This window comes from Reinekea sp., assembly GCF_982785585.1.
This window is the reverse complement of the sequence record NZ_CEYAVF010000003.1, coordinates 8,752-34,180: the sequence shown is the minus strand read 5'-3', so window position 1 is coordinate 34,180 and position 25,429 is coordinate 8,752. Positions and strand designations below refer to the sequence as shown.

Annotated in this window: 22 protein-coding genes; 13 read left to right on the top strand and 9 right to left on the bottom strand. The window is 56.3% G+C overall.

Going from position 1 to position 25,429, the window contains the following annotated elements:
- Positions 1-24 precede the first annotated feature (24 nt).
- Genes AC4FIC_RS02090 through pilG form a run of 3 tightly spaced genes read right to left on the bottom strand, consistent with a single transcriptional unit; the run spans position 25 to position 1,371 of the window.
- Entirely contained in the window at positions 25-561 is a 537-nt protein-coding gene (locus tag AC4FIC_RS02090) for a chemotaxis protein CheW (RefSeq protein ID WP_227003697.1), read from the bottom strand.
- 5 nt (positions 562-566) lie between these two features.
- Positions 567-944, bottom strand: a complete 378-nt coding sequence (gene pilH / locus AC4FIC_RS02085; RefSeq protein WP_100258212.1) for a twitching motility response regulator PilH — start codon at positions 942-944, stop codon at positions 567-569.
- 46 nt (positions 945-990) lie between these two features.
- Positions 991-1,371 carry a twitching motility response regulator PilG gene (pilG, locus tag AC4FIC_RS02080; RefSeq protein WP_100258213.1) on the bottom strand — a complete coding sequence of 127 codons (381 nt, stop codon included), beginning with the start codon at positions 1,369-1,371 and terminating at the stop codon, positions 991-993.
- 258 nt (positions 1,372-1,629) lie between these two features.
- Here pilG and gshB point away from each other — a divergent pair, with 258 nt between their 5' ends.
- The 5 genes from gshB to AC4FIC_RS02055 are packed head-to-tail and all read left to right on the top strand — an operon-like array spanning position 1,630 to position 7,795.
- On the top strand, positions 1,630-2,583 hold the full coding sequence (gene gshB / locus AC4FIC_RS02075; RefSeq protein ID WP_273284792.1) for a glutathione synthase: 954 nt from the start codon (positions 1,630-1,632) through the stop codon (positions 2,581-2,583).
- A gap of 3 nt (positions 2,584-2,586) precedes the next feature.
- On the top strand, positions 2,587-3,480 hold the full coding sequence (locus AC4FIC_RS02070; RefSeq protein WP_100258215.1) for an energy transducer TonB: 894 nt from the start codon (positions 2,587-2,589) through the stop codon (positions 3,478-3,480).
- The gene (gene ruvX / locus AC4FIC_RS02065) at positions 3,470-3,916 is read left to right on the top strand and encodes a Holliday junction resolvase RuvX (protein WP_100258216.1); all 447 of its coding nucleotides are present in this window, start codon (positions 3,470-3,472) and stop codon (positions 3,914-3,916) included. Before AC4FIC_RS02070 ends, ruvX begins: the two co-directional genes overlap by 11 nt.
- Positions 3,913-5,535 (top strand): VRR-NUC domain-containing protein, encoded by a 1,623-nt coding sequence (locus AC4FIC_RS02060; protein WP_100258217.1) that lies wholly within the window; start codon positions 3,913-3,915, stop codon positions 5,533-5,535. Before ruvX ends, AC4FIC_RS02060 begins: the two co-directional genes overlap by 4 nt.
- Positions 5,516-7,795 (top strand): ATP-dependent DNA helicase, encoded by a 2,280-nt coding sequence (locus AC4FIC_RS02055; protein ID WP_490359369.1) that lies wholly within the window; start codon positions 5,516-5,518, stop codon positions 7,793-7,795. The genes AC4FIC_RS02060 and AC4FIC_RS02055 overlap by 20 nt, the downstream gene beginning before the upstream one ends.
- Here AC4FIC_RS02055 and AC4FIC_RS02050 read toward each other — a convergent pair.
- From AC4FIC_RS02050 to polA, 5 genes are all read right to left on the bottom strand, one after another.
- On the bottom strand, positions 7,792-8,349 hold the full coding sequence (locus tag AC4FIC_RS02050) for a hemerythrin domain-containing protein (protein WP_100258219.1): 558 nt from the start codon (positions 8,347-8,349) through the stop codon (positions 7,792-7,794). The genes AC4FIC_RS02055 and AC4FIC_RS02050 overlap by 4 nt on opposite strands.
- Positions 8,350-8,421: 72 nt before the next feature.
- Positions 8,422-9,381 (bottom strand): GGDEF domain-containing protein, encoded by a 960-nt coding sequence (locus tag AC4FIC_RS02045; protein WP_100258220.1) that lies wholly within the window; start codon positions 9,379-9,381, stop codon positions 8,422-8,424.
- 2 nt (positions 9,382-9,383) lie between these two features.
- Entirely contained in the window at positions 9,384-9,992 is a 609-nt protein-coding gene (locus tag AC4FIC_RS02040) for a histidine kinase (protein ID WP_193437307.1), read from the bottom strand.
- A gap of 10 nt (positions 9,993-10,002) precedes the next feature.
- Positions 10,003-10,374, bottom strand: a complete 372-nt coding sequence (locus tag AC4FIC_RS02035; RefSeq protein WP_193437308.1) for a response regulator — start codon at positions 10,372-10,374, stop codon at positions 10,003-10,005.
- A 221-nt stretch (positions 10,375-10,595) separates the two neighbouring features.
- Entirely contained in the window at positions 10,596-13,394 is a 2,799-nt protein-coding gene (polA, locus tag AC4FIC_RS02030; protein ID WP_100258221.1) for a DNA polymerase I, read from the bottom strand.
- Between the two features lie 285 nt (positions 13,395-13,679).
- On the opposite strand from polA, the gene AC4FIC_RS02025 reads away from it, so the two are divergent.
- Positions 13,680-14,603: a homoserine kinase gene (locus tag AC4FIC_RS02025; protein WP_158524399.1), complete on the top strand. Its 924-nt coding sequence runs from the start codon at positions 13,680-13,682 to the stop codon at positions 14,601-14,603.
- Positions 14,604-14,685: 82 nt separating this feature from the next.
- Complete coding sequence (ppnN, locus tag AC4FIC_RS02020) at positions 14,686-16,056, top strand: nucleotide 5'-monophosphate nucleosidase PpnN (RefSeq protein WP_476194815.1); 1,371 nt, start codon at positions 14,686-14,688, stop codon at positions 16,054-16,056.
- Between the two features lie 33 nt (positions 16,057-16,089).
- On the opposite strand, the gene AC4FIC_RS02015 is transcribed toward ppnN, so the two are convergent.
- Entirely contained in the window at positions 16,090-16,890 is an 801-nt protein-coding gene (locus AC4FIC_RS02015; protein ID WP_100258224.1) for a Rossmann-fold NAD(P)-binding domain-containing protein, read from the bottom strand.
- Between the two features lie 250 nt (positions 16,891-17,140).
- Here AC4FIC_RS02015 and AC4FIC_RS02010 point away from each other — a divergent pair, with 250 nt between their 5' ends.
- The 6 genes from AC4FIC_RS02010 to AC4FIC_RS01985 form a co-directional block, all read left to right on the top strand.
- Positions 17,141-18,052 carry a hydrogen peroxide-inducible genes activator gene (locus tag AC4FIC_RS02010; protein WP_476194812.1) on the top strand — a complete coding sequence of 304 codons (912 nt, stop codon included), beginning with the start codon at positions 17,141-17,143 and terminating at the stop codon, positions 18,050-18,052.
- Positions 18,037-20,118 (top strand): ATP-dependent DNA helicase RecG, encoded by a 2,082-nt coding sequence (gene recG, locus AC4FIC_RS02005; RefSeq protein ID WP_273284775.1) that lies wholly within the window; start codon positions 18,037-18,039, stop codon positions 20,116-20,118. The genes AC4FIC_RS02010 and recG overlap by 16 nt, the downstream gene beginning before the upstream one ends.
- A gap of 102 nt (positions 20,119-20,220) precedes the next feature.
- Positions 20,221-21,609, top strand: coding sequence for an HDOD domain-containing protein (locus tag AC4FIC_RS02000; RefSeq protein ID WP_100258227.1), 1,389 nt, complete (start codon positions 20,221-20,223; stop codon positions 21,607-21,609).
- 483 nt (positions 21,610-22,092) lie between these two features.
- Positions 22,093-23,391 carry a CmpA/NrtA family ABC transporter substrate-binding protein gene (locus AC4FIC_RS01995; RefSeq protein WP_227003842.1) on the top strand — a complete coding sequence of 433 codons (1,299 nt, stop codon included), beginning with the start codon at positions 22,093-22,095 and terminating at the stop codon, positions 23,389-23,391.
- 105 nt (positions 23,392-23,496) lie between these two features.
- A complete protein-coding gene (locus tag AC4FIC_RS01990) occupies positions 23,497-24,483 on the top strand; it encodes an ABC transporter permease (RefSeq protein ID WP_100258229.1) in 987 nt (328 codons plus the stop codon).
- A gap of 139 nt (positions 24,484-24,622) precedes the next feature.
- Positions 24,623-25,429: ABC transporter ATP-binding protein (locus AC4FIC_RS01985; RefSeq protein WP_490359368.1), on the top strand; the 807-nt coding region annotated here is incomplete at its 3' end.

The window sequence follows — 25,429 nt, the reverse complement described above, 5'->3', positions numbered from 1 at the left end:
TGGTGTATTTCAATAAAAGGGGACCTAGACTGCCACTTCTTGAAACTGTTCATGGTCGCCCAGCGTTTTCATACTGAAGCGTGACCATACTTTTCGATCCTTAACAAAATGCCCCACAATGAAGGGCTTTAGTTCATCCGGTAATTCGGGCACCACCTCGTTAAAGGAGTCGGCCACAAAGTACTGCATGCCTTCGACACCATCGACTACCAAGCCGTCGGGCTGGCCCTGGTGGTCTATTACTAGGATCCGCCGACTGCGAATTGGCTCGGTACTGTCATAGGCAAAAAAACTGTTTAAATCGATGATCGGAATTAACCGGCCGCGGATATTGGATACCCCCAAAACCCAAGGCTTTACATTGGGTAGACGGGTGTGCGCGGGGACACGCAGCAATTCGGTGACCTCCGCCATGGAGGAGACAAAATAATGCTGTCCCATGCGGAATCCGATGCCACTCCAGGTTTCCGATATCTTTTCCTGCTCCGGCAGCCCAACCACCTTAGCTCGGATGCGGGCTTCGAGTTCGCGCAGGATCAAAATGGGTGATCGATCGGACATTACCATTATCCTAGGGTTTGGCCGGACATCACGGCTTCTATGGTTCTGAGCAGCTCTTCTTCGGAGACGGGCTTGACCAGATAACCGGAAGCCCCTTGACGCCGACCCCAGACGCGATCCGTCTCTTGATCCTTGGTAGTGACAATAACCACCGGTATATGCGCGGTATCGGCGCCCTTGGTCAGTTGGCGGGTGGCTTGAAAGCCATTTAAACCGGGCATTACGATGTCCATCAAGACCACATCCGGCAGCTCTTGACGCGCCAAGGCGACCCCGTCGGCGCCATTGTCGGCGGTAAACACTTCAAAGGCATGCTTCTCCAGCATGCCCTGAAAAGCATAGGTTTCGGTCGGTGAGTCATCAACAATTAATACACGAGGCATATAGAACCCTTCACTTCAGCAATACAGGCTGTTTAATTAAATCGCATTACTTAACATAGTCGCGGATGGCACCCAATAATTCTTCTTTACCAAATGGCTTGGTAAGATATTGGTCACTACCGACGATGCGTCCTTTGGCCTTATCGAACAGTCCGTCTTTACTGGACAGCATAATGACCGGCGTCTCTTTAAAGGCGCTGTTGTTCTTAATTAGGGCGCAGGTTTGATAACCGTCTAAGCGGGGCATCATAATATCCACAAAGATTATATCTGGCTTTGAATCGGCGATTTTGGCGAGGGCATCAAAACCATCCGTGGCGGTAATAACATCACAGCCGACCTTTTTGAGGAGTGTCTCTGCCGTGCGTCGAATTGTCTTGGAGTCGTCAATCACCATGACTTTCAGATTTTCAAAACTCGTATCCATAGGTCTTCCCAGGGGTAAGGCTGCTTAATGTTGCGCTCATAATCTAATGTTAGTTGAAAAAACACGAATAGCGTAAGGAAAGAGACTACTATGTTTCTCTATAGGTTTTTTTACCCAATTCGAGCGAGTCTAGGTCCATAATTTTTAGCACAGTTTTTCAGACGTCGCCATTATCGATGTCAAAGAAAGTTATATTGACTCAGGCGGGTTTCCTTTAAACTAAAGCCCACACCATCGACACTAGGATCAGGATTCTGCATGAGCATTAAAGTCGCAATCGTCATGGACCCCATCGAACAAGTAAATTACAAAAAAGACAGTTCTCTAGCCATGTTATGGGCTGCGGCCGATAGGGGCTGGGAGCTCTACTACCTGACCTTGGCCGATCTCTATTTGGCAGACGGCGTGGCCATGGGCCAGGCCGCGCCGCTGACGGTCTTTCGTGACCCGAGCCAGTTCTATCAGTTGGAACAAGCTGTGGCCATGAAACTGAGCGACTTTGACGTCATCCTGATGCGCAAAGACCCACCCTTTGACACCGAATATATTTACGCAACTTATATCCTGGAACGGGCCGAAGCCAGCGGTACCCTGGTCGTCAATCGGCCACAGAGCCTGCGTGATTGCAACGAGAAAGTCTTTGCCACCGAGTTCCCCCAGTGCGCCCCAGCTCATCTGGTGAGTCGCGACAGCACCCTGCTACGCGCCTTCCATCAAACCCACGGCGATGTGATTTTCAAGCCGCTCGACGGCATGGGCGGCAGCGCGATCTTTCGGCTTAAAGCAGACGATCCGAATGTCAGCGTGATCATCGAGACCCTAACCCGATATGGTCAGCAACAGATTATGGCGCAAAAGTATCTGCCCGAAATTAAAGAGGGCGATAAGCGCATTCTGATGATTGCTGGCAAGCCCGTCGACTACTGCCTGGCGCGTCTGCCCGCCAAGGGCGAGACCCGTGGCAACCTCGCTGCCGGCGGCACCGGGCGGGCCCAGCCACTGACCGACCGCGACCGCTGGATCGCCGATCAGGTGGCACCGGAGTTGGTTCGCCGGGGTCTGCTGTTTGCCGGCCTAGATGTTATCGGCGACTATTTGACCGAAATCAACATCACCAGTCCGACCTGCATTCGCGAAATTGACAACGCCTATGGCACCGATATTGGCGGTCAATTGATGGACGCGATCGCCGAAAAACTGGCTCAGAGGTAATCGATGACCCAAGAAGGACTGCGGGTCGGGGCTTCAGACCGACTTAGCTTTACGCTGTTTCTGGCCTTGGCGCTGCACGCTATAGTCATATTCGGCATCAGTTTCAGTTCTCGACCGGTGTCGAGTAAGAGCCCGACGCTTGATGTTACCCTGAGCATGCACCAGAGTGACGATCTGGTTGCCGACGCCGATGCCGATTTTTTGGCCGACAGCAACCAGCAAGGCAGTGGCACCTTGACCGAGAAAGCGTTACTCAAGTCGACCGAACAGGCCGATATTGAGGATAACCAGATCTTTCATACCATCCCGACCCTCACCCAGCTGGCCTATTCCGAGCTGAGCCTGACCAATGATCGGATTATCACCACAACCAGTCCCGGCACAGATCGTGCGGTCAGCAACGATGCCGAGCAGGGCGACCTGGATATCCCGGTGCAGACTGACCAGGCCGTGGTGATCAACAACATCACCGATGTAGCAACCCTCAAGGCTCTGCTCGATGACAGCCGTCAGGCCTATGCCAAGCGACCACGGGTGCGCACCTTGACCGCGGTATCCACCAAGCGCGCCGTCGATGCCAACTATATATTTGACTGGCTGCAAAAGGTGGAGCGCATCGGCAATCAAAATTATCCGGAATCGGCACGCAATCAGCGTATCAGCGGCTCGGTGCGTTTAGCGGTATCAATCAATGCCGATGGCAGCTTGCGCTCGGTACTGGTGACCAGTTCATCCGGCCACTCCTTGCTCGACCAGGCGGCCAAGCAAATAGTCTATTTGGCGGCACCCTATCCAGCATTCAGCGCAACCATGGTCGAGCAATACGACGTGTTAGAAGTGATTCGCACCTGGCAGTTCCGCATCGATAATCGTTTTGGAGTAACAAATGACCGCTAATATCTGGCTCGGCTTTGACTGGGGACTGGGTTGGATTGGGGTCGCCAGCGGGCAAACCCAAACCTTCACTGCCTCGGCCTTAAAACCGTTACGCGCACGCGATGGCATCCCCAATTGGGACGAGGTTGAGCGCCTGGTCGCCGAATGGCAACCAGCAGGCTTTGTGGTCGGCATTCCGTTCAATATGGACGGCAGTGAATCGGAGATGACGGTGCGGGCGCATAAGTTCCGCAAGCGCCTCTATGGCCGTTTTGGTAAACCAGCTGAGGGCATCGACGAACGCCTCTCGACACGTGAGGCCTTTGATTTACTCGGCGCCCAGGGCCACTCTCTGCACAGGGCCAAGTCGGCCCAAATCGACAGCCTGGCCGCGCAAATCATTCTGCAGAGCTGGCTTAACGAACGGCAACTGCTGGTCCCTCGGCTCGAACCATGACGCCAGTGATTCTGCCAGATAATTATTATCTGGATTACTTCTTACGCCTGACCGAGCTGGTTAGGCAGCGCTATGATGATCTGCTGTCGGCCACCGACAGCGAGTTTTTGCGCGCTATCGACCAGACCGATCCGGTTGCCCTGCGCTTACTGATCCGACTCTTTCTGCGCAAGGGGCCCTGCTTTGTCAGCGCCAAACTGCACTACCGCGAAGTACCCGACGGCCCCGCGGCGCTGAACAGGCTGCTCGAACAGGGACTGATCGAGGCCGATCCGATGGTCTATGCCTGGCAGTTGATCGATCTGCTGCCCATTGCACAAAGCCGGCAACTGTTCAGTGCCGATGAGCCAAGCTGTCGCAAGAGCGATCTGCTGGCACGTTGGCTAAACGATGCCACCGTGCAGCCCTGTTCGGCCTGGGGCGTGACCGAAGCCATTATCCAGCCTACCGGCGCAGACAGTTACCGCCGTTTGCAACTGCTCTATTTTGGCAATGAACGCCAAAACCTGACTGAGTTTGTGCTCGAAGATCTGGGTCTATTTCAATACGAAACCTACCCCTTAGACCGCAGCAATCGGTTATTTCAGGATGCGGACGATATCACCACTACGCTGGTATTGAACGACCTGGCCGATGACTTTTACCGACTCTGCGATGCCAAAGACTGGCCGGCGCTGCCCGATTTGGCGACACAGGTCCTAGCGCTGGCGCCGTCCGAACGCCTGGCTCGGCGCTGCCATCGCCTGCTCAATCGAATCGGCTACCGTCTGGAACAACTCGGCGACCTCGACCGGGCCCAGGCGTGCTTCTCGACCAACGCTCAACCACCAGCGCGGGAGCGATTGGCGCGCATCGCCTTTAAGCGCGGCCAATATGATGATTGCCTAAGCCAATTGGAGACCCTCGCCGAGCAGCCGATCTGTGCCGACGAGACAGCCTTCTATCGCCGTTTTGTTAATCGGGTTCGGACTAAGCTGGGTCTAGCCAAGTTGACCTTTCCGCTGCCTGCCCTAACCGTGCGCCAAGCGCACTGGCAGCGCACCCCGGGCAGCGTGGAGACTCAGGCGTGCGAGCAGTTAGGCCACGCCGTTTGGCTCGAGAATGCCCTGCCGCTCGGGGTCTTTGGCCTCCTCTATTGGCCGCTGGTGTTTGCCGACGTGCCCGGCGTTTGGCAACATCCTTTTCAGTCTGGGCCCAGCGATCTATACGATGAAGATTTCTGCGCCAAACGCCAGGCTGGGTTCAAGCTCTTGGCCACCCAGACAAAGGCTCAATGGCGCGCTGCACTGATTGAGCGCTGGCACACCAAACACGGCCTGGCCAATCCCTTCGTGCACTGGTCGGCACTGCGCCTAGAGGTGGTCTTGGCCTGCTTTGACGCCTTGACTCAGGCACAATGGCTTGGCTTAAGCACGCATCTGCTCGCCGATCTGCGCCGTCATCGGGCCGGCTTTCCCGACCTCTTCCAATACCACGAGGACAGTTACTGCTTTATCGAAATAAAGGGTCCGGGCGACAAGTTGCAAGACAATCAGATTCACTGGCTAAACCAATTTGCCCGCCTCGGGATTCACGCCCAGGTCTGCTATGTAAGCTACGATGCCCAGCCGACGTTATAGGGTCTCGGTGCGTGCGCTGGCCGATTTCTGCCAGATCCAAGGCGATCTGATCAGCGTCTATCGGCCCGGCCCGAGCGCGTTCGAGGGCCAACAGACGCACAATGCACTGCAGAGCAAGCGCGCCAAACCCTATCAGGCGGAAACGCCGCTCAGCTTTCGTTGGCAAAACCCGGCGTTTGAACTGGTAGTCAGCGGCCGGGCCGATGGCACCTTCCCCGATGGGGTCGAGGAAATCAAAACCACGCGCGTGCCGCCGCACGATATTCCCAGCGGCCTGCGCGACCTGCATCACAGCCAGGCCAAGCTCTATGCCGCAATCTACGCCTTGCAGTTCGACGCCGGGCCCATGCTGCGGGTATGCAACACCTACGTGCATCCGCAAACATTGGAAGAGTGGCCGCTGGAGCGTGCTTATCCGGTCGAACAACTGCTCGATTATCTGCTCGACTGTTGCCTGCGCTATGATGCCTGGCTGATGCGGGTCGATCGCCATCAACGGGATCGGCAACCCTTCTTGGCGCAGCTGTCATTCCCCTTTGCAACCATGCGGCCAGCCCAACGCCTGATGGCCGAAAGTGTTTACAAGGCTTGTCGGGTCGGCAAAGACCTGTGCGTCGAAGCCCCGACCGGCACCGGTAAAACCTTGGCGGCGCTGTTTCCGGCCCTGAAGGCGATGACCGAGGTCGAGGTGCGCAGCCTGTTTTTCCTCACCATGAAAACCACCGGCCAGGTGGCCGCGCACGATGCATTGCAACGACTGGACCCGGCGCATCGGCTTAGCGTCGTCGCCCTGACCGCCAAAACCCGCCTCTGCCGTTCGCCCGACACACCCTGCGATGGCCAATTCTGCCCCTATGCACGGGACTATTTTGCCAAACGGGACCGGCTACGCGAGCAGTTGTTCGAGCCCATCCGCTGGGATCCCGATGCGCTGATTGAATTGGCCGAGAAGGAACAAATTTGCCCCTATTACCTGAGCCAGGACTGGGCTATTTGGTCGGATGTGGTCATTGGCGATCTGAACTATATCTACGACACCACCGCGGTGCAGCCTTATCTGTTGCGCGAGATCAACAACCGGGCCACGGTACTGATCGATGAATGCCACAACCTGATCGACCGCGGCCGGATGATGTTCAGCGCCGAGTTTTCCGGCTTTGCGCTGCAGCAGTTGCTGCAGCAATGTCCCAAGAAAATCCAGAACCGCTTGCGCAAAATCCAGACGCGCTTGCGCGAGGTCTGCACTAAGTTTGGCCCCGGTCTGTGTTATGAGTCGCCCCAGACTCTGCTGCACAGTCTGCGCGACTTTATGGCCGACAGCGCCGCGCTGCTAAGAGACAACCCCCAGTTTGAACCGGATGCGCTCTGGCAGCCTTTTTTGTTCAGTTGTACGCGTTTTATTCGCTTGCATGACTTGGCCGACGCCGGCGACTTCTGCTGGCGCTACGGCACCGGCAGCCCAGAGCTGCGTGGTATTGAACTGATCTGTTTGAATCCCGCCCGGCTCTTGATGAGCAAACATCAGCTGGTCAATAATGTCGTCGCCTTCAGTGCTACCCTTAAGCCTTGGCCCTATAGCCAGCAACTCAACGGCCTGGCCGGCGCTATCACCCAAGAGCTGCCGTCACCCTTTCAAGCCAGCCAGTTTAGTGTCTACTTGGCCAACGATGTGTCGACCCGCTTTCGCGATCGGACCCACTTGCCGGAACGCCTGCGCCCGCTCCTGAACAGCCTGGTCGGGAACGGCAAAAACACCCTGGTGTTTTTTTCCAGCTACCAACAATTGCAGCAGGCCGCCCGTCTCTTGGACCCCGCCGAGGCGCTGTTGGTGCAACGCGCCGATTGGACTGCACGCGAACGCGACGCGGTGTTAGCGCAATTCCGTGCGCACCGTGGGCTCACGCTACTCACCGTATTGGGCGGCGTCTTTGGTGAGGGCATCGACTTGCCGGGCGAACAATTGGAGCAGGTGGTCGTGATCGGTCCTGGCTTGCCGCAGGTCAATGACGTCAACAACGCTATCCGCTTGCAGATGGACCAGCAACAACTGCCGGGGTTCGACTTCGCTTATGCCTTTCCGGGCTTGCAGAAAGTGTTACAGGCGGCCGGGCGTTGTGTCCGCACCGACACCGATCAGGGCGAGATCCTCTTGATCGACGATCGTTTTGACGCCTATGGACAGCAGGGCTGGTTACCGGTGCATTGGACGGTGCACAGCGGTCCATTGCAGCGTTGGCCCGGTTCACTCACGGCGCTTTAATCGGCGTCGGCAAAGTTAATAATGGCATCGCGCAGGTTGTCATATTCCCGCTGGGCATTGTTATCTAATGAATCGAGCACCTGCTGGGCGGCCTCTTCAACATCCGCCCAATCGTCTTCGTCGAGGCACTCTTCGGCGAGCGGAAACAAGACACTTTCTTCGGCATCCAAATGCAACATCTGGCGCGACAAATAGAGGGTTGCCGTGCGATACAGCAGCGATACCGGAACGGCAATATCCATGGCGACTCGCTCGAACGCCGTTCTAAGCTCTTGGGTCAGCCGTTCCAGCTCGCTGTGCTCATTCATTACGGCTTGAATTTGTTCCGGGTGGGGTGGGTTTTTTTCGAGCAAGCGGGTGAACAATATGTCTTCGACCGGGTGGTGCCAGCGTTCCGGCACGGTGCAGATATAATCCAATATATCCATGATTTGACCGATATTCGGTTCAACCTCCGGGTCGTCATAGCCCTTGATCTGAGCGCGCAGGCAATAGAGCACTTTGGCGATGCTTTTGTGATCGGCATTGAGCTTCTGGAGAATAGCTGTGCTCATAAAAACACCTGCAAATAACCGCTTAGTGAAATCTGAGCATAGTTGGTCACTTTTTTTTTGCCATGATTCAGGTCAACCCGCCTCGATCGAAGTCTGATTCCGGCCCTGATCTTTTGACCGATAGAGCCCTCGATCGGCCGCCTCGATCCATTGGCCGTGATGCTGAAACTGGGGTAGCCAACGGGCGACCCCCAGACTGACCGTAACCTGTAAAATTCCCGCTTCGGTTGCCACTTGCAAGGCGGCAATTTTCTTGCGCAGACGCTCGGCAAACTGGTAGCTGTTCTGGGCATCGGAGTCGAGCAACAGAAGTGCAAATTCTTCTCCGCCGTAGCGGCCGGCAATGTCGGTTGTGCGCGAATTATCTCGGATCGCCTTGGACACCGCGCGAATGACATCGTCGCCGGCTTGGTGCCCGTAGGTATCGTTAACCCGTTTAAAGTGGTCGATATCCAGCATGATTAGGCAGACCTCAGCCTCTTGGCGCTGCAGGCGCATATATTCGGAGCTAAAGAGCGTTTCCCAATAGGCTCGATTATAGAGTTGCGTCAAACCATCGGTGCGACTTAGTTGTGCCAGACGTTGATTGACCAGATTTAATTCGATTTTGCCGGTGGCGATATCGGTGACGTCGTAGACAATGACCGCCAGATTCTCAACCTCGCCACTGGTGCTGATCACCGGTATAAAGGTGCAGTTTTGATACATAAATTCGGTCACGCCCGTGATCGGCCGATTGTGGCGGAATTTAAACACAAAGGGCCGTTGTTCCCACGTGGTGAACGCTCTATTACGCAACTGCACCACCGTATCGGCCTTATGTTTGAACCATTCCTGCGACACCTCAGGAAACACCGTAAACAAACTTTGGTCCAAGGCCTGCGTCGAATTGATACCGGAATTATTTTCCATAAAGCCGTTCCAAGCGGTAATACGATATTCTAAGTCGAGCACTAAGATACCGACATCGACCGTCTGCAACACCTCGATCAACCAATGAAACTCCGTTAGGCCCTGAGGGCTTTGAGTCATCATCACTCCAGCATATACGCGACCTTGTCGCGTAAAACGGCGAGGCTGTCGTTGCTAAATAACAACAGCAAATCGCAATTTACGAGTCGGCCTTCGAGCTTATAGGGTAATTCAATGGTCAACAGTCGTTGCCAACCCGAGGGGTTGCGACTCAATAGTTCATCGATATTAATATGCTGCCCGAGCAGATAGGGCTGCCCCTGGGAAAAGTTAATATCGAGTTGCTCGGCTAAGCCCTTTAGGCACGCACCAATTAGAATATTGGAAATATCCATCAGCAACTCCAGTTCAATCTGTTCGGTAATTTCCCCTTCGAAATGTGTCAATTCGGCCATGTCGGTAAAGCTGGCATCATTGAAAATCAATAGGGCCTCGCCAGCGATTTTCGAGCCGGTAAAGCCCTGACACACCGCGCTGACCGAATGGGTTCCCTGGACCGATGACAGTGCCATGCTCAGCTCCGAACGCTCCAGCAAGTTGACCGCCGGGATCGGCATAATCACAAAGGTGTCGAGCAGGCGGGCCAACAGATCGGCGGCGCGGCCCACTGCGATATTGCTGAGCTCGCGCAAACTGTCGCGCAGATCTTCGTCTAAAACATCGCTGTCCAATGCTGAGCCCTTATTCTGAATAGATGCCGAAGTCGCTCAATATTTGGCTGAGCTGTTCAGGGTTGAGTGGTTTTTTGATAAAAGCCAAGGCACCCAAACGCATCACGCGCGCCGAGGCTTCAGGTTGAATATCGCCAGAAATAACAATCACCATGGCGGGTAGATCGCGTGCCTTAATGGCTTCTAACACGCCAAAGCCATCCATCACCGGCATGGTTAAATCCAATAACACCACGTCGCCTAGGCCCTGCTCTATTTTTTCCAGCGCCTCGATGCCATTGCCGGCCTGAGAGATCTCGACCGGCCAATCTTTCGGCAAGGCACGAATCACCTGCTTGCGCGCAAAACCGGAGTCGTCAACAATTAATAAGGGTAACGACATGTGAACTCCAATGGGTCATTACTCTTAACTAAAGACAACTGGACACCTTTGTGCAACTTTTGAGGGGGGAGGATTCTGCTGTTTTCCGGGCACGACGAACAGTGACTTGATAAAACATGCCACTGACCGACTAGGGTGATTGGAGAGAGATTTTACCGGGATTTGGAGCTGTGCTAACCGCAAGGGACCCGGGCGAATAAGCACCCGGGCGAAGTCCAGACTTAGTGCGCCGACTCCCAAGATGGGCCGCTATCAATATCGACGATCAGTGGCACATCCAGATTGGCACAGTGTTGCATGCGAAACCGCACCCCGGCTATCAGGGCCGCCTGATCGTCTTGGTGGACTTCAAATACCAATTCATCGTGCACCTGCATAATCATTTTCGCGCGCAAACGACTGGCCGCTAACCAATTACCGACATCGACCATGGCCATCTTGATGATGTCGGCTGCGGTACCCTGCATCGGAGCATTAATAGCGGTGCGTTCAGCGCCCTTGCGTACCATCTGATTGGACGACTGTAGACCCGGTAAATAGAGCCGACGGCCAAAGACCGTTTCGACATAGCCGGTTTCGGCAGCTTCGGCACGGGTTTCATCCATATAACGCCGCACCCCGGGATAGCGCTCAAAGTAGGCATCGACATAGGCCTTGGCCTCGGTGCGACTGATGCCCAACTGTTTGGCCAAACCAAAGGCGGACATGCCATAAATCAAACCGAAGTTGATCGCTTTAGCCGAGCGACGTTGCTCGGTGGTGACCTCGCTTTCCGGGACGCCCATGACATCGGCCGCGGTGGCACGGTGGATATCCTTACCCTCTTGGAACGCGGCAATCAGATTCGCATCCTGACTCAGGTGGGTCATGATGCGTAATTCAATTTGCGAATAGTCAGCCGCAACGATCTGATAATTTAGCGGTGCGATAAAGGCCTTACGAATCGAGCGGCCCTCATCGGTGCGCACGGGAATATTTTGCAAATTGGGATCGTTAGAACTTAATCGCCCGGTTTGCGCACCGGTCTGGTTATAGGTGGTGTGCAGCCGGTAGTTTGCCCGAGCATCGGCTTGCGCCAAGATGGGTAACGGGTCGGTATAGGTACCCACCAGCTTACGCAAATGGCGCGACTGCAAGATCAGCCTGGGCAGTTCGTAGTCTTCGGCCAGATCACTGAGCACCTCTTCATTGGTCGACGGCGCGCCATTGGCGGTCTTAACCAACACCGGCAACCCCATCTTTTCGAACAGGATTTCGGCCAACTGCTTGGGCGAGTCGACGTTAAAGGTGGTGCCCGCTATATTGTGCGCCTGCTGCTCGATGGTCGCCAAACGGGCCTTAAACTGCACGCTGAGATCGTTGATAAAATCTATATCGAGCACTACGCCGTTGCGCTCGATTAGCGCCAAAGCCGACGACAGCGGGCGTTCAATCTGATCATAGACCCGGGTCAGGTTGCGACTGGCCAAGCCCTGTTCGAAGCGCGCGCCAAGGCGCAACAGCAAATCACAGCGTTCGGCCCACCAGGGGCCGATGACATCGGCCTTGACCGCGCTCGCTGCCAACTGCCGTTTGCCGGCGCTGCCCAAGAAATATTCAATAGTCTGCGGCGCCTGCTGTAAATAACAGATCGCCAGATTGTCGATCGACAAATTGGCAAAGTGGTTGCTCAGACTCTTATCGCGTTTGAGCGTGCTGTCGTAGACAAAGGCCATCAGCTGAACATCTTTCGCCAGCCGCGCTGGGGTCCAGCCCAAGGTGTGAAACCAATGATGATCGGCCTTGATGTCGAAGCCGGTTTTGACAATTGCATGGGCCGACCAGAGTGGCGCTAACTGAGCCAGCACCTCGGCCGCCGGCAGCGCCGGCTGATCTTCGGCACTGAACGGCAGATACCAGGCGCGGCCCGGTTCGGTGGCCAGCGCCAAACCAATCCAAACCGGATCCCGATAGTGGCCCTTGGCCAGAACCGGCAAATAGGCCAGCTGGCGAGTCTGTTCGGCCGAGGCGATAATGGCCGCCAACTCGTCGAGGTGTTCCACCACCCGATAGTCGCATGCGCTGGGCACGACGAGCTCAGGTAACACGGCCGATACCGGTTCCGGCCGAGCGCTCGCAGTCGGGCTGGCGGTCGGGCTGGCGCCATCGGTCAGATCGCGAATCCAGGAGCGAAACTGAAACTGTTCAAACAGAGCCAACAGCGCGTCCTTATCCGCGGCCTCGGTCTGATATTCCTGCACCCCTAGATCGAGCGCAACATCGAGTTTAATGGTCGCCAGCTGATAACTCATATAAGCCGACTCGCGGTGCTCGGCTAACTTGGCGGCCATATTTTTAGCACCGCGGAAGGTCAGGCCAGCGATCTCGTCTAAGCGACCATAGATATCATCAAGCCCACCCAGGCCTTGAATCAGAGCCAGGGCGGTCTTTTCGCCCACGCCGGGCACGCCGGGAATGTTGTCGACCTTATCACCCATCAGGGCCAGGTAATCGATCATCCGCTCCGGGCCGAAACCGTATTTTTTGCCGACGCCGGCGACATCCAGGTATTCGTTGTTCATGGTATTGATCAGCGAAACATGCGCGCTGACCAGCTGTGCCATGTCCTTATCGCCGGTGCTGATGACGCAATCGCGACCCTGTTGCGTGGCCTGCTCGGCCAGGGTGCCGATCACATCATCGGCCTCGACGCCGGCGATACACAGCAGCGGCAAACCCATGGCCCGGACCGTCTCGTGGATCGGCGCAATCTGTGCGCGCAACTCCTCGGGCATGGGCGGCCGATTGGCCTTGTATTGATCGTACATCTCGTTGCGGAAGGTTGGGCCCTTGGCATCGAACACCACGACCACCGGGCTCGACGGATAGGCTTCGATCAGCTTGCGTAACATCGAGACAACACCCTTGATCGCACCGGTCTGCATGCCAGCGGCGTTGGCCAGCGGTGGGAGTGCATGATAGGCGCGAAACAGGTAGGACGAGCCATCGACGAGCACCACAGGTGTTGAATTGTTAACCATAGAGACGGTTCCAGCTGCTAATTTTTTTGGGGGTTCCAGTCGGCCAGTGTAACACGGCTTAACGGACTTTCTACGCGCACGCGACGGGCCCGATTATTCTCAAAACCCAGCAGGCACCGATCCAATGTTCACTCGATCGTATTCGCTAGGCCCAATTTATGAACCTCTGTACGCGACCTGACACGGCCGCACCAACGACTCATTCACTCGCCGGGCTATGATGGCGGCAACGGGTATGGAATACTCCTCGGTTATTTGGTCATCTAACAAGGCATGCTGGCGTCTATGTCCGTCTACACCGAATTACTCCAACTCGATATCGAGGATCTGCTCGCGCGTTATGCGCTGGGTGAATATCGCGCGCACCGAGGCATCAGCGCCGGGGTCGAAAATACCAACTATTTTGTCGATACCAGCACTCATCGCTTGGTGTTGACCCTGTTTGAAAAACACAGCCACGAGGAACTGCCTTTTTTTCTCAACCTGGGCGAGCATCTGTTTCGGCATCAGTGCAAGGTGCCGCAACCCTTTCGCTGTGATCAGGGCTTCCTGCTGCAGACCGTCAAGGGCAAGCCGGCGGTATTGATTGAACGGCTCGCCGGCGATCACGTCATCCCGAGCCCAGACTATGCCCAGGACATAGCCCGAGCCCTCGGTCAGGTCCATATCGCCACGGCAAGCTTTGCCGAGAGTCGCGGCCATTCGCATAATCTGGCCTGGGTGCAACGCAGCGCTGATCATTTGCTCGCGCAATTGACCCCGGCCGATCGCCAGGTATTGCAGCAGAGCCTCACTCTGCTGGACCAGTTGCCCGACAATCTGCCCCAAGGCATCATCCACGCCGATCTGTTTCACGACAATGCCATGTTTGACCAAGGCCACATCTCGGGCATCATCGACTGGTATTTTGCCGGGCGGGATGCCTATGCATTGGATATTGCCATCGCCTTAAATGATTGGTGTGTCGACGCGAATGGTCGCCTGGATCGCGCCCTGGTGAGCGAATTTGTCGCGGCTTACCAGAGTCAACGGCCGCTCAGCCCGATCGAATTGGATGCGCTGCTGCTGTTGCAGATACAGGCCGCGACCCGCTTCTGGCTGAGTCGGCTGATGGCTCAGGCACAACATCGCCAATCCGATGCCCACATCACCGTCAAAGACCCTGAGCCGATGAAAGCCCTGCTGGTGCAATTGATCGGCTACACTTAGGACAGCCGCTGCCTCAACAAGCTGTTTTTATATCCCGGCCTGCCCTGCATCGGTGCGGCCGATCTATTAGAAGAAGCCCCTTATGAATTTCAAAAAGACTATCGACGCCTCGATTACGCCCATCGGCAGTTTGGAGGTCTTGTCTCAAGCGGAAGTCGCTGGACTCAAACAGGCCGGCGAAAACGGCCTCTACGAGCTGTTTCGCTGCTGTGTATTGGCCATTCTGAACACCGGTTCGGATAGCGACAATGCCAAAACCCTGCTCCAAGCCTACCCCAACTTTGCCATCGACATCGTGCAGCAGGACCGAGGCATTCGACTGAATCTGCTCCACGCCCCGGCCGATGCCTTCGTCGATGGTGAGATGATTCGCTCGACCCGGGAGATGGTCTTTGCCGCCTTGCGCGATATTGTTTACGCCGAGAGCGAACGCGCCAGTCCGCTATTGGATCTGGAGAGTGGCTCGGACATTACCGATTACGTCTTTCACTTCTTGCGCAACGCGCGGATGATGCGGCCCGGCGAAGAACCGCGCATCGTGGTCTGCTGGGGTGGCCATTCGATCGGTGCACTGGAGTATGAATACACCAAGGAGGTGGGCCACGAGTTGGGCCTGCGCGGTCTCGATGTTTGCACCGGCTGCGGCCCGGGGGTGATGAAGGGGCCGATGAAGGGTGCGACCATCTCGCACGCCAAGCAACGGATCCTGAACGCCCGTTATATCGGCCTAACGGAACCAGGCATTATTGCCGCCGAGGCCCCGAACCCGATCGTTAACGAACTGGCCATCCTGCCCGATATTGAAAAACGCTTAGAAGCCTTCGTGCGCTTGGGTCATGGTATTTTAGTCTTTCCCGGCGGGGCCGGTACCGCCGAAGAACTGCTCTATCTGCTCGGCATTCTGTTGCATCCGGCCAATCGGGACATCCCCTTCCCACTGGTCTTAACCGGGCCCAAGAGCACCGAACCCTACTTTAAGCAGCTGCACAGCTTTATTGCCAAGACCCTCGGCTTCGAAGCCCAGCAAAAATACAAGATCATTATCGCTGACCACGAAAGTGCCGCCTGTGAGATGGCCTTGGGCATGCAGCAGGTGTTTGACTATCGCAAGAAAAACAATGACGCCTACCATTTCAATTGGCAGCTCACCATTGCCGATGACTACCAACGACCCTTTGTGCCGAACCATCAAAATATGGCCGCACTGGATCTCCACAAGGACATCCCGGTGCATCTGTTGGCGGCCAACTTACGCCGTGCCTTCAGCGGCATCGTAGCGGGCAATGTTAAGGAACAGGGCATCAGCATGATTGAGCAACTCGGTCCCTTTGAGATCCATGGCGACCGGGAGATTACCGATCCACTCGATGAACTGCTTGCCGCCTTCGTCGAGCAAGGCCGTATGAAGCTGCCAGGCAGTGATTACGTGCCCTGTTATCGGGTGGTAAAATAGGCCGCCGGGCGACAGCCTTAGCTCAGGCGTGGCTCAGTAACCGCCACTGAACGCATTGGGGTAAATCCATTGATAACCCGATGCCTGCAGGCGCGTGGGGATTAAACATTTCCCGCCCTGGACTGCAGGCATCGGATGCAGCAGCGGCATGCCTTCGCGCTGGCGAAAGAAGTTATACATCTGTAACAACGGGATCGGCTCCGGATCGCTGACCACATAAGACTCGGCCAGCTGTTCTTGTGCTAACAGGTGGATGATTGCGCCGGCGGCATCATCGACGTGAATCCTATTGGTCCACTTATTGGCGGGCAGGTGGTTCGGGTCGACGGCTAAGGCTGTCCGTTTCAGCCAATCCCGACCCGGGCCATAGATGCCACTCAGCCGCACCACGGTACTCGGGCAGGGCAGTTGGCGCACGCTGGACTCCATCGCCAAGAGTATCTCGCCGAACCGGTCGGGCGAGTCGATCGGCGTGTCATCATCTACGCGTCGACCGTCGTCAATACCAAAGACTCGGGTCGAACTGACCACGATCACCTTCGAGGGCAGCGCATGCCAGCCGGCCATCGACTCGGCCAAGCGCAGCAATGGCAGCTGATAGGCGGCCCGGTAGCCGGCCTCGGTGCGTTCATGCGCGGACAGCGCGACGACCAGCACATCGGCACCCAGATCCGGCCAGGCTGCCTGGCTCAGATCCAGCGACTGCTGCGCAAACGCCAAGTCCGGATCCACGGGGCCACGGCGCAGTCCAATAACCTCGCCCTGATGGGCCTGCCACAGACCGGCCACCCGGCGATTAAGCGAGCCGACACCGGCACAGACTAATAACGACATTAAAACTCCTCTTGGACCGCTTGATTCAATGACTAAGCCTCGATACTCGACTCGGTCGCTATAATGGTTGCAGACTCTAGCGCATTCATCGGCGCAATAGAACCGGCCAACGGATCGAGGCACCGCCGGCCTTGCATCGGCTTATCAATCGGGCCGAACCAGACTTATTTGCGTTTTCGACCATTGACTGCTTGTATCAGGGAGCCATTTTCGATAGCTTTTACCCTCTTATTCAACATCGACCCCAGCCATGACCTTGACCGAACTAAAGTATATCGTTGCCCTGGCCCAGGAAAAGCATTTTGGTCATGCCGCGAGCCAATGCCGGGTGTCGCAGCCAACCCTGAGCGTGGCGATTCGCAAGCTCGAAGACCGCCTCAAGGTGGCTATCTTCGAGCGCAATAAACAGGGCGTTACCGTGACTCCGATCGGGGAACAGATAGTGGCCCAGGCCAACCGAGTGTTAGAAGAAAGCGCCAAGATTGACGATATCGCCCTGGCGGGCAAAAACCAGCTGGCGACGCCGTTGCGATTGGGCGTGATCTTTACCATTGGGCCCTACCTATTACCCCATATTATCCCGCAACTGCGGCGCAATACCCCGGCCATGCCGCTGATGATCGATGAGAATTTCACCGGGGTGTTGCGTCAACGCTTGCGCGATGGCCGGCTCGATGCCGTAATTATCGCCCTGCCATTTGTCGAAACGGATGTACTCACCAAAGCGCTGTATGACGAGCCCTTCGATATTCTGCTACCGGCATCGCACCCTCTGACCCAGCAAGAAAGCATCGCCGCCGAAGCACTGAACGATGAGACGCTGCTCTTGCTCGGTGAGGGCCATTGTTTCCGCGATCAAATTCTCAGTGCCTGCCCGACCATTGCCGCCGCGACCCGCAACCCACAAGGCAAGATTCAAACCATGGCCGACGGCTCGTCGTTGGAAACCCTGCGCCATATGGTCGCGTCCAACTTGGGGCTGACCATCTTGCCGCGCTCCGCGACCGGCTCGCACCTCTATAAGGACGATTTGGTGCAGGTGCGGCCCTTTTCTGGCAAGAGCCCAACGCGCACCGTGGCCCTGGCTTGGCGCACCAGCTTTCCGCGCCCGTCGGCCATCGAGGCACTGGAAACGGCGATTCGTCAATGCAAGACACACTAACCCTAGACCACCCGGTAGAGCGCCTTAAGGGTGCCGGACCCAAGCTGGCGGAAAAACTCCAGCTGCTCGGCGTGGTCAGCATCGCCGATCTGCTCTTTCATCTGCCCTACAAGTATCAGGACCGCACGCGCCTGATGCCAATCGCCAGTTTGCGTCTGGGCATGGCGGTGGTGATTGAGGGCGAAATCAAGGCCGCTCAGGTGATCTTTGGCAAGCGACGCGCACTGCTGTGTCGTATTCAGGACGGCAGCGGTCTGCTGACCGTGCGCTTGTTTCATTTTTCCCATGCCCAGCAGGCCAGCCTGAAGAGTGGTCATCGCATTCGCTGTTATGGCGAGGTGCGGCTCGGGCCGACCGGACTGGAAATGATACATCCAGAATACCTGGCTCGAGCCGACGGCCAATTTCCACCCCTAGACAACCGCCTAACACCGCTCTATCCGGCCTCGGAAGGGCTCAATCAGACTCGCTTGCGCAGCCTGATCGACCAGGCGCTTGCGGTCTTAGCGCGCCAGGGTGGCTTGGCCGAGTGGATCCCACCAGACTGGCTCACGCCCTGGGATTTACCCTCCCTGACCGAGGCCGTGCAGACCTTGCACCATCCCGATTCGGCGAGCAGCACCCGGGCCCTATTGGCCGGTGAACACCCTGCCCAGCAGCGCCTAGCGTTAGAAGAATTGCTCGCGCACCATCTGCGCCTGATGGCGCTGCGCCAAATGACCCAGGCGCGCGGCGCACACCCCATTCCCGCGTCGACCCGATTGGCACCACAGCTGCTGGCCGCCCTGCCCTTTGCCCTGACCGGCGCGCAACATCGAGTCTGTCAGGAGATCGGCCTAGATTTGGCCAAGCCCATGCCGATGCTGCGCCTGGTCCAGGGTGATGTCGGCTCGGGTAAAACCCTGGTCGCGGTGATGGCCGCCTTACAGGTGATCGAGTCGGGCATGCAGGTTGCCCTCATGGCACCGACTGAACTGCTCGCCGAGCAGCATTATCAAAACATGAGTCTGTGGTGTGGCGATCTGGGCGTGCAGGTTGAGTTGTTGCTCGGTAAAACCGGCAAGAAAGCGCGTGATGGGCTGCTCGATCGGCTCGAGGTGGGCACCACCGACCTGCTGATCGGCACCCATGCCCTGTTTCAGAAGGGGGTCGACTACCATAATCTCGGCCTGGTGATCATCGACGAGCAACATCGCTTTGGCGTGCAGCAGCGCTTGGCGCTCAAAGAGAAGGCCGTTAATGGCTCGCCCCACCAGCTGACCATGACGGCAACGCCAATTCCGCGCACCCTGGCGATGACCGCCTTTGCCGATATGGATATCTCGGTGATCGACGAACTGCCGCCCGGGCGCACGCCGGTGACCACCACCCTGATCAGTCAAGATCGGCGCGACGCGGTGATTCGCCGCGTCAATGTCGCCTGTGAGGCGGGCAAACAGATCTATTGGGTTTGCACCCTGATCGAAGAGTCAGAAGAGCTGCAGGCCGAAGCCGCCGAAGCGAGCGCGAACCGACTCACCGAAGCCTTACCGCAGCGCCGCATTGGTCTGATCCATGGCAAGTTAAAGTCACCGGAAAAATCCCGCCTGATGGCCGAGTTTAAAGCCGGGGCGCTCGATATATTGGTGGCCACCACGGTGATTGAGGTCGGCGTTGATGTGCCCAATGCCAGCGTGATGATCATTGAAAATCCGGAACGGCTCGGGCTCGCCCAGTTGCACCAGTTGCGCGGCCGAGTAGGCCGAGGTACCGCCGAGAGTTTTTGCCTGCTAATGTTTGGCCAACCGCTCTCAGAGCAGGGCAAGCAGCGTTTAGAGGTGATGCGCAATACCAGTGACGGTTTTGTCATCGCCGAAGAAGACCTCAAGTTGCGCGGCCCGGGCGAAGTATTGGGCACTCGCCAGACCGGTGCGATCGGCTTTCGCGTCGCCGATATGGCGCGCGATCAGCACCTGTTAGCGCTTATTCCCGAGCTGGCCGAACGCTTAAGCGCCGAATACCCCAGCCATTGTCAGCCGATAGTCGCGCGCTGGCTCAGTGAAACCGACCGCTATGCCCAGGTGTGATCGACCCAATGGCTAAAAAACGGCCTATCAGCCTGCCATTATTCAAAGCTCCGCTATACTGCTGTGGATCTGCCGAATAATTAGCCAAATAGGAAGGTACCCGTGATCAGTCATGCGGATGCGAATATCCCCATTAGCGTGCGTCAACACCTAAGTCAACAGAGCATTGTCCATGCTTTAGGTACGACGCAGGCCTCCCCAGAGCAGGTCGAGGTGTGCCTACTGTCCGACGCCAAGGGCATCGTTCAGGTCTTCACCTCATCCCATGCTGTGGTCGAGCTGGATAAGGTGCGCGCCGTTACCGGGCGAGACTTGACCCCGCTGTCGATCAATCAGGTGCGCGCGCTCAAACTGCGCCTAGAAGTGGATACCTTGCCGGCCTTCGATGACCTGATTCCGGCCGACACCCTGATCGACTCTGGGCTTTACCGGTGTGAACAAATTTTTGTCCACAGCGGCAATGCCCAATTCCGGATTGCCTTGAAAAACGGCGCCGCCATGAAGCGCAAAGACAGCACCGCGATTGCCGACGTCGCCACGGCCTTGCCGCTCGGGCAGGTCGACTATCAGCTCGGCTTGTTTGATGACGATCCCACGCTAATACATTCTGCCCTGACCCAGTTTACCGCGCTGCGCATTCGCCAACGCTTGGCCGAGACACTCGAAGTGCCGCCCTTGCCCGACACGGCACAGGCCATTATCCGCCTGCGCGTCGATCCCTATTCCAATATTGAGAAGCTCAGTCGTATAGTCGAACGCGATCCAAGCTTGGCGGCGCAGGTCGTGAGCTGGGCCAGTTCCTCCTATTATGCCGCCCCGGGTTCGGTAAAGTCGGTCCAGGATGCCATCGTCCGGGTACTCGGCTTTGACCTGGTGATGAACCTGGCCTTGGGCCTGTCGCTGGGTAAAACACTGACTTTACCGACCGACCCAGACCAGGGTGCCAACGCCTACTGGCACCGGGCGATCTATGTCGCCGCCTGTGTCGGCGCCTTAGTCGGGGCCATACCGCGAGAATTTCGCCCGGGTTTTGGCCTCTGTTATTTGGCTGGCCTGTTGCACAACTTTGGTTACCTGCTTATGGCCCACGCATTCAAACCCCATTTTGAGGCGACACATCTGATGATTGCGCTCAATCGTCACCTTGAACATCAGCATATTGAAAAACATATCTTGGGGATCACGCGCGAACAGATGGCCTCCGGTCTGATGGGCAGTTGGAGTATGCCCAGCGAAGTCACCTTAGGTATCCGTTACCAGGGTGACCCGCACTACTTGGGCGCCCACTGTGACCAGGCGCAACTGATCTACCTGGCTCAGCACCTGTTACAAGAGTACGGTTTACTGCCGCCGCGCCATCATTTGTTTGACGCTAGCGTCTATGAACGCCTGCATATCAACACGGATTCAATCGAAGCATTGATGACCCAGCTGCAACAGAGCCAGCCTGAGCTCGATCTTATGGCCAGCGCCCTTGCGACGGGTCGCTAACCCAAGATCGTGACTTTGGCTTGGTTGTCTGTGGTGCGCAGGGTTTAAGCACTCAATGTCATGCAGTGATTCATTTTAAGGCCCCATGCCCCTGTGGCGACCGATTCCGCCCCGTTGCAGTGCATCGACCCTTTCCCACGAGTTGCATTAAAATCAAAGACCTAACCTACAGCCCCAAAAATAGGGCTTTTTGTACAGTTGGCACAACAATCGCTTAGAGAAGATGCAGTCAGACAATGCAGACCCAAAATATTCCGGGGTCCAGAGGACCAAACGACCAATGAGGGTCCAACTGAACCCGATACGTAATACCGCAGTACCTATTTTTGCAGACTATTTGCAATGGCGCATACCCTCAACGGGTATGCGTTTTTTTTTGCGCCAACAAAAGCAATGGAGACGGACATGTCCTTAGTATTCAGCAAGCAAGCCAAGTCACTCGGTACCATCTTGGGGCTCGTTATCGCCAGCCATTGGCCGGCCATGGCCAGTGCCGACGTCGGGTGGCCGGAACAAGAAGAGCTCAAGTTTGGCTTTATTAAATTGACCGATATGGCACCGTTGGCGGTTGCCTATGAAAAGGGTTTTTTTGAGGATGAAGGCCTATACGTTACCCTCGAAGCGCAGGCAAACTGGAAAGTTCTGCTCGATCGAGTAATCACCGGTGAACTGGATGGCGCGCACATGTTGGCCGGCCAACCATTAGCCGCCACCATTGGCTATGGCACCAAGGCCGACATCATCACGCCCTTCTCGATGGATCTGAATGGCAATGGCATCACTGTTTCCAACAGCGTTTGGGCGCAGATGAAGAAAAACATACCCCACCAGGACGGCAAGCCGGTTCACCCGATTAAGGCCGATACACTTAAGCCGATCATCGCGTCCTATGCTGACGAGGGAAAGGCCTTCAAGATGGGCATGGTCTTTCCGGTCTCGACCCACAACTATGAACTGAGATATTGGTTGGCCTCCGGCGGCATTCACCCGGGCTACTATGCCCCCCACAAGGGCGATACCAGCGGGCAAATCAAGGCTGAGGTGTTACTCAGCGTCACCCCGCCGCCGCAAATGCCCGCGACCATGGAGGCCGGCACGATCGATGGTTACTGCGTGGGCGAGCCCTGGAACCAACAGGCCGTGTTCAAAGGCATCGGGGTTCCGGTGATCACCGATTACGAGATCTGGAAAAACAACCCAGAGAAGGTTTTCGGCATTACCAAGGCCTTTGCCGAAGAGAATCCCAACACCACCACTCGCCTGGTTAAGGCCCTGATACGGGCCGCCGAATGGCTCGATGCCAATAACAATGCGAATCGTCCAGAAGCCGTGCGCATACTCGCCAAGCCCGACTATGTCGGCGCCGACTATGACGTCATTGCCAACTCCATGACCGGAACATTCGAGTACGAGAAAGGCGACAAACGTGATGTACCGGACTTCAATGTGTTCTTCCGTTACAACGCCACCTATCCCTACTATTCCGACGCGATCTGGTATTTGACCCAAATGCGCCGCTGGGGACAGATTTCCGAACCCAAGAGCGATGACTGGTATAAAGAGATTGCCGCCCAGGTTTACCGCCCAGACCTGTATCGCCTAGCCGCTCAAGCCTTGATTGATGAAGGCGTGATCGCTGCCGATGCGTTCCCTGCCTTTGCGACGGAGACCGGTTTCAAACCCGTTCAAGACGGCTTTATCGATGGCATCAGCTATAACGGTCTACTGCCCAATGACTATCTCAACAAATTCAGTATTGGCCTTAAAGACGAGATTTTATAGGGCTGAGCTCTGAGGGTCGGTGTTCGCACGTTGCCCAACCAAGCTCTACTGTTTATTGCCCGGCCCTCGGCCGGGCAGTGTTACTCTTCCATGAGGTCGATAAGCATGACCAGTCAAGCCCAGCCCAATCCTGTCGGGCGGTCTAAAATACCGCTGCCCAGTCTGAACCTATCCTCAGCATTGGCCCTGATCCTCCCCGCCATGGGGATTAGCCTGTTTCTGTTACTCTGGAGCGCTGCGGCACCGCGTATCGATACGTCCTTGGGTGCCTTTCCGGGCCCCGGGCAAGTACTCGACCAGGCTCAGACCCTGCTAGCAGAACACCAACAGGAACGCGCCAAGGAAGTCGGCTTTTACCAACGCCAAACTGAACGCAATGCCGACCGTTTGGCCACCGATCCGAATTACGACGCAAAAATTCGGCCCTATACCGGCAAACCCACCTTCGTCGATCAAATTGGCACCAGCTTGATTACGGTGATTGCCGGCTTTTTGCTGGCCAGCGCGATCGCCATTCCGTTGGGTATCTTTATGGGCCTGTCGGAACGGCTTAACCAAACCCTGAATCCGATCGTACAGATTTTAAAACCGGTTTCTCCCTTAGCCTGGTTACCCTTGGTGACCATGGTGGTCAGCGCCGTCTATGTCTCGGACGATCCCTATTTTCAAAAATCCTTTATTACCTCATTAATTACCGTCAGCCTATGTTCGCTCTGGCCAACCTTGCTCAATACCACGGTCGGCGTGGCCAATATCGATCAGGACCTGATGAATGTCAGCAAGGTCCTACGCCTCTCTACCCTGACACATATTCGTAAGATCGTCCTACCGGCCTCGATTCCGATGGTGTTTACCGGCTTACGGCTGTCGATGGGCACAGCCTGGATGGTCTTGATAGCGGCCGAGATGCTGGCGCAAAACCCAGGTTTGGGTAAGTTTGTCTGGGATGAATTTCAGAATGGCAGCTCCAACTCCTTGGCGCGCATTATTGTCGCCGTGCTCACCATCGGCTTCGTCGGCTATTGCCTCGATCGGATCATGCTATTCATTCAGCAGCGAGTGAATTGGGATAAGAACACCCAGGTGCGCTAACCGGGTAACCCGTTTTAATCTCCTGTCTTGCGGCCCTGTTTTGTAAACAAGTTTTTGTGACCGAGTAAGACGCAAACAGGGTTTCAGTTTTTTAGATCAAGCGTCGCTCGCAGCTGGGCACGCACAGAGGAATGTCGTTATGTCTAAACCCCATTTGGAATTATCGGCCGTCGGTATTGAGTTTGCCACGCCGACGGGCAGCTTTCGCGCCCTGGACAACGTGAATTTAAAAATCAACCAGGGCGAATTTATTTCCCTGATCGGCCATTCCGGCTGCGGTAAGTCGACCGTGCTCAATATCGTCGCCGGGCTCTATCAGGCCAGTGAGGGCGGCGCCCTACTCGACGGCCGAGAGGTCAATGAGCCAGGCCCGGAACGCGCTGTGGTGTTCCAAAATCACAGCCTACTGCCCTGGCTAACGGCCTATGAAAATGTCGAACTGGCAGTCAATCAGGTCTTTACCCGGACCATGTCCAAGCCGGAGAAGCGAGAGTGGATTGAACACAATCTGGCCTTGGTGCACATGAGCCATGCCATACACAAGCGTCCCAGCGAACTGTCTGGCGGCATGAAGCAACGGGTCGGCATCGCTCGCGCCCTGTCGATGCAACCGCAGGTCCTGCTGATGGATGAGCCCTTTGGCGCCTTGGACGCTCTGACTCGAGCCCATCTACAAGATTCCTTGATGGAGATCCAAGCGCAACTGGGCAATACGGTGATTATGATCACCCACGATGTTGACGAGGCCGTGCTGCTATCCGATCGCATCGTGATGATGACCAACGGGCCGGCCGCGACCGTCGGCGAAGTTCTCACCATCGAGCTGGAGAGGCCCAGGAACCGACTGGCGCTGGCCGATGATCCGATCTATAACCGCTACCGTTCGGAAGTGTTACGCTTCTTGTATGAGAAGCAACGCAAGGTAGCCGATATCGGCGACGCTAAG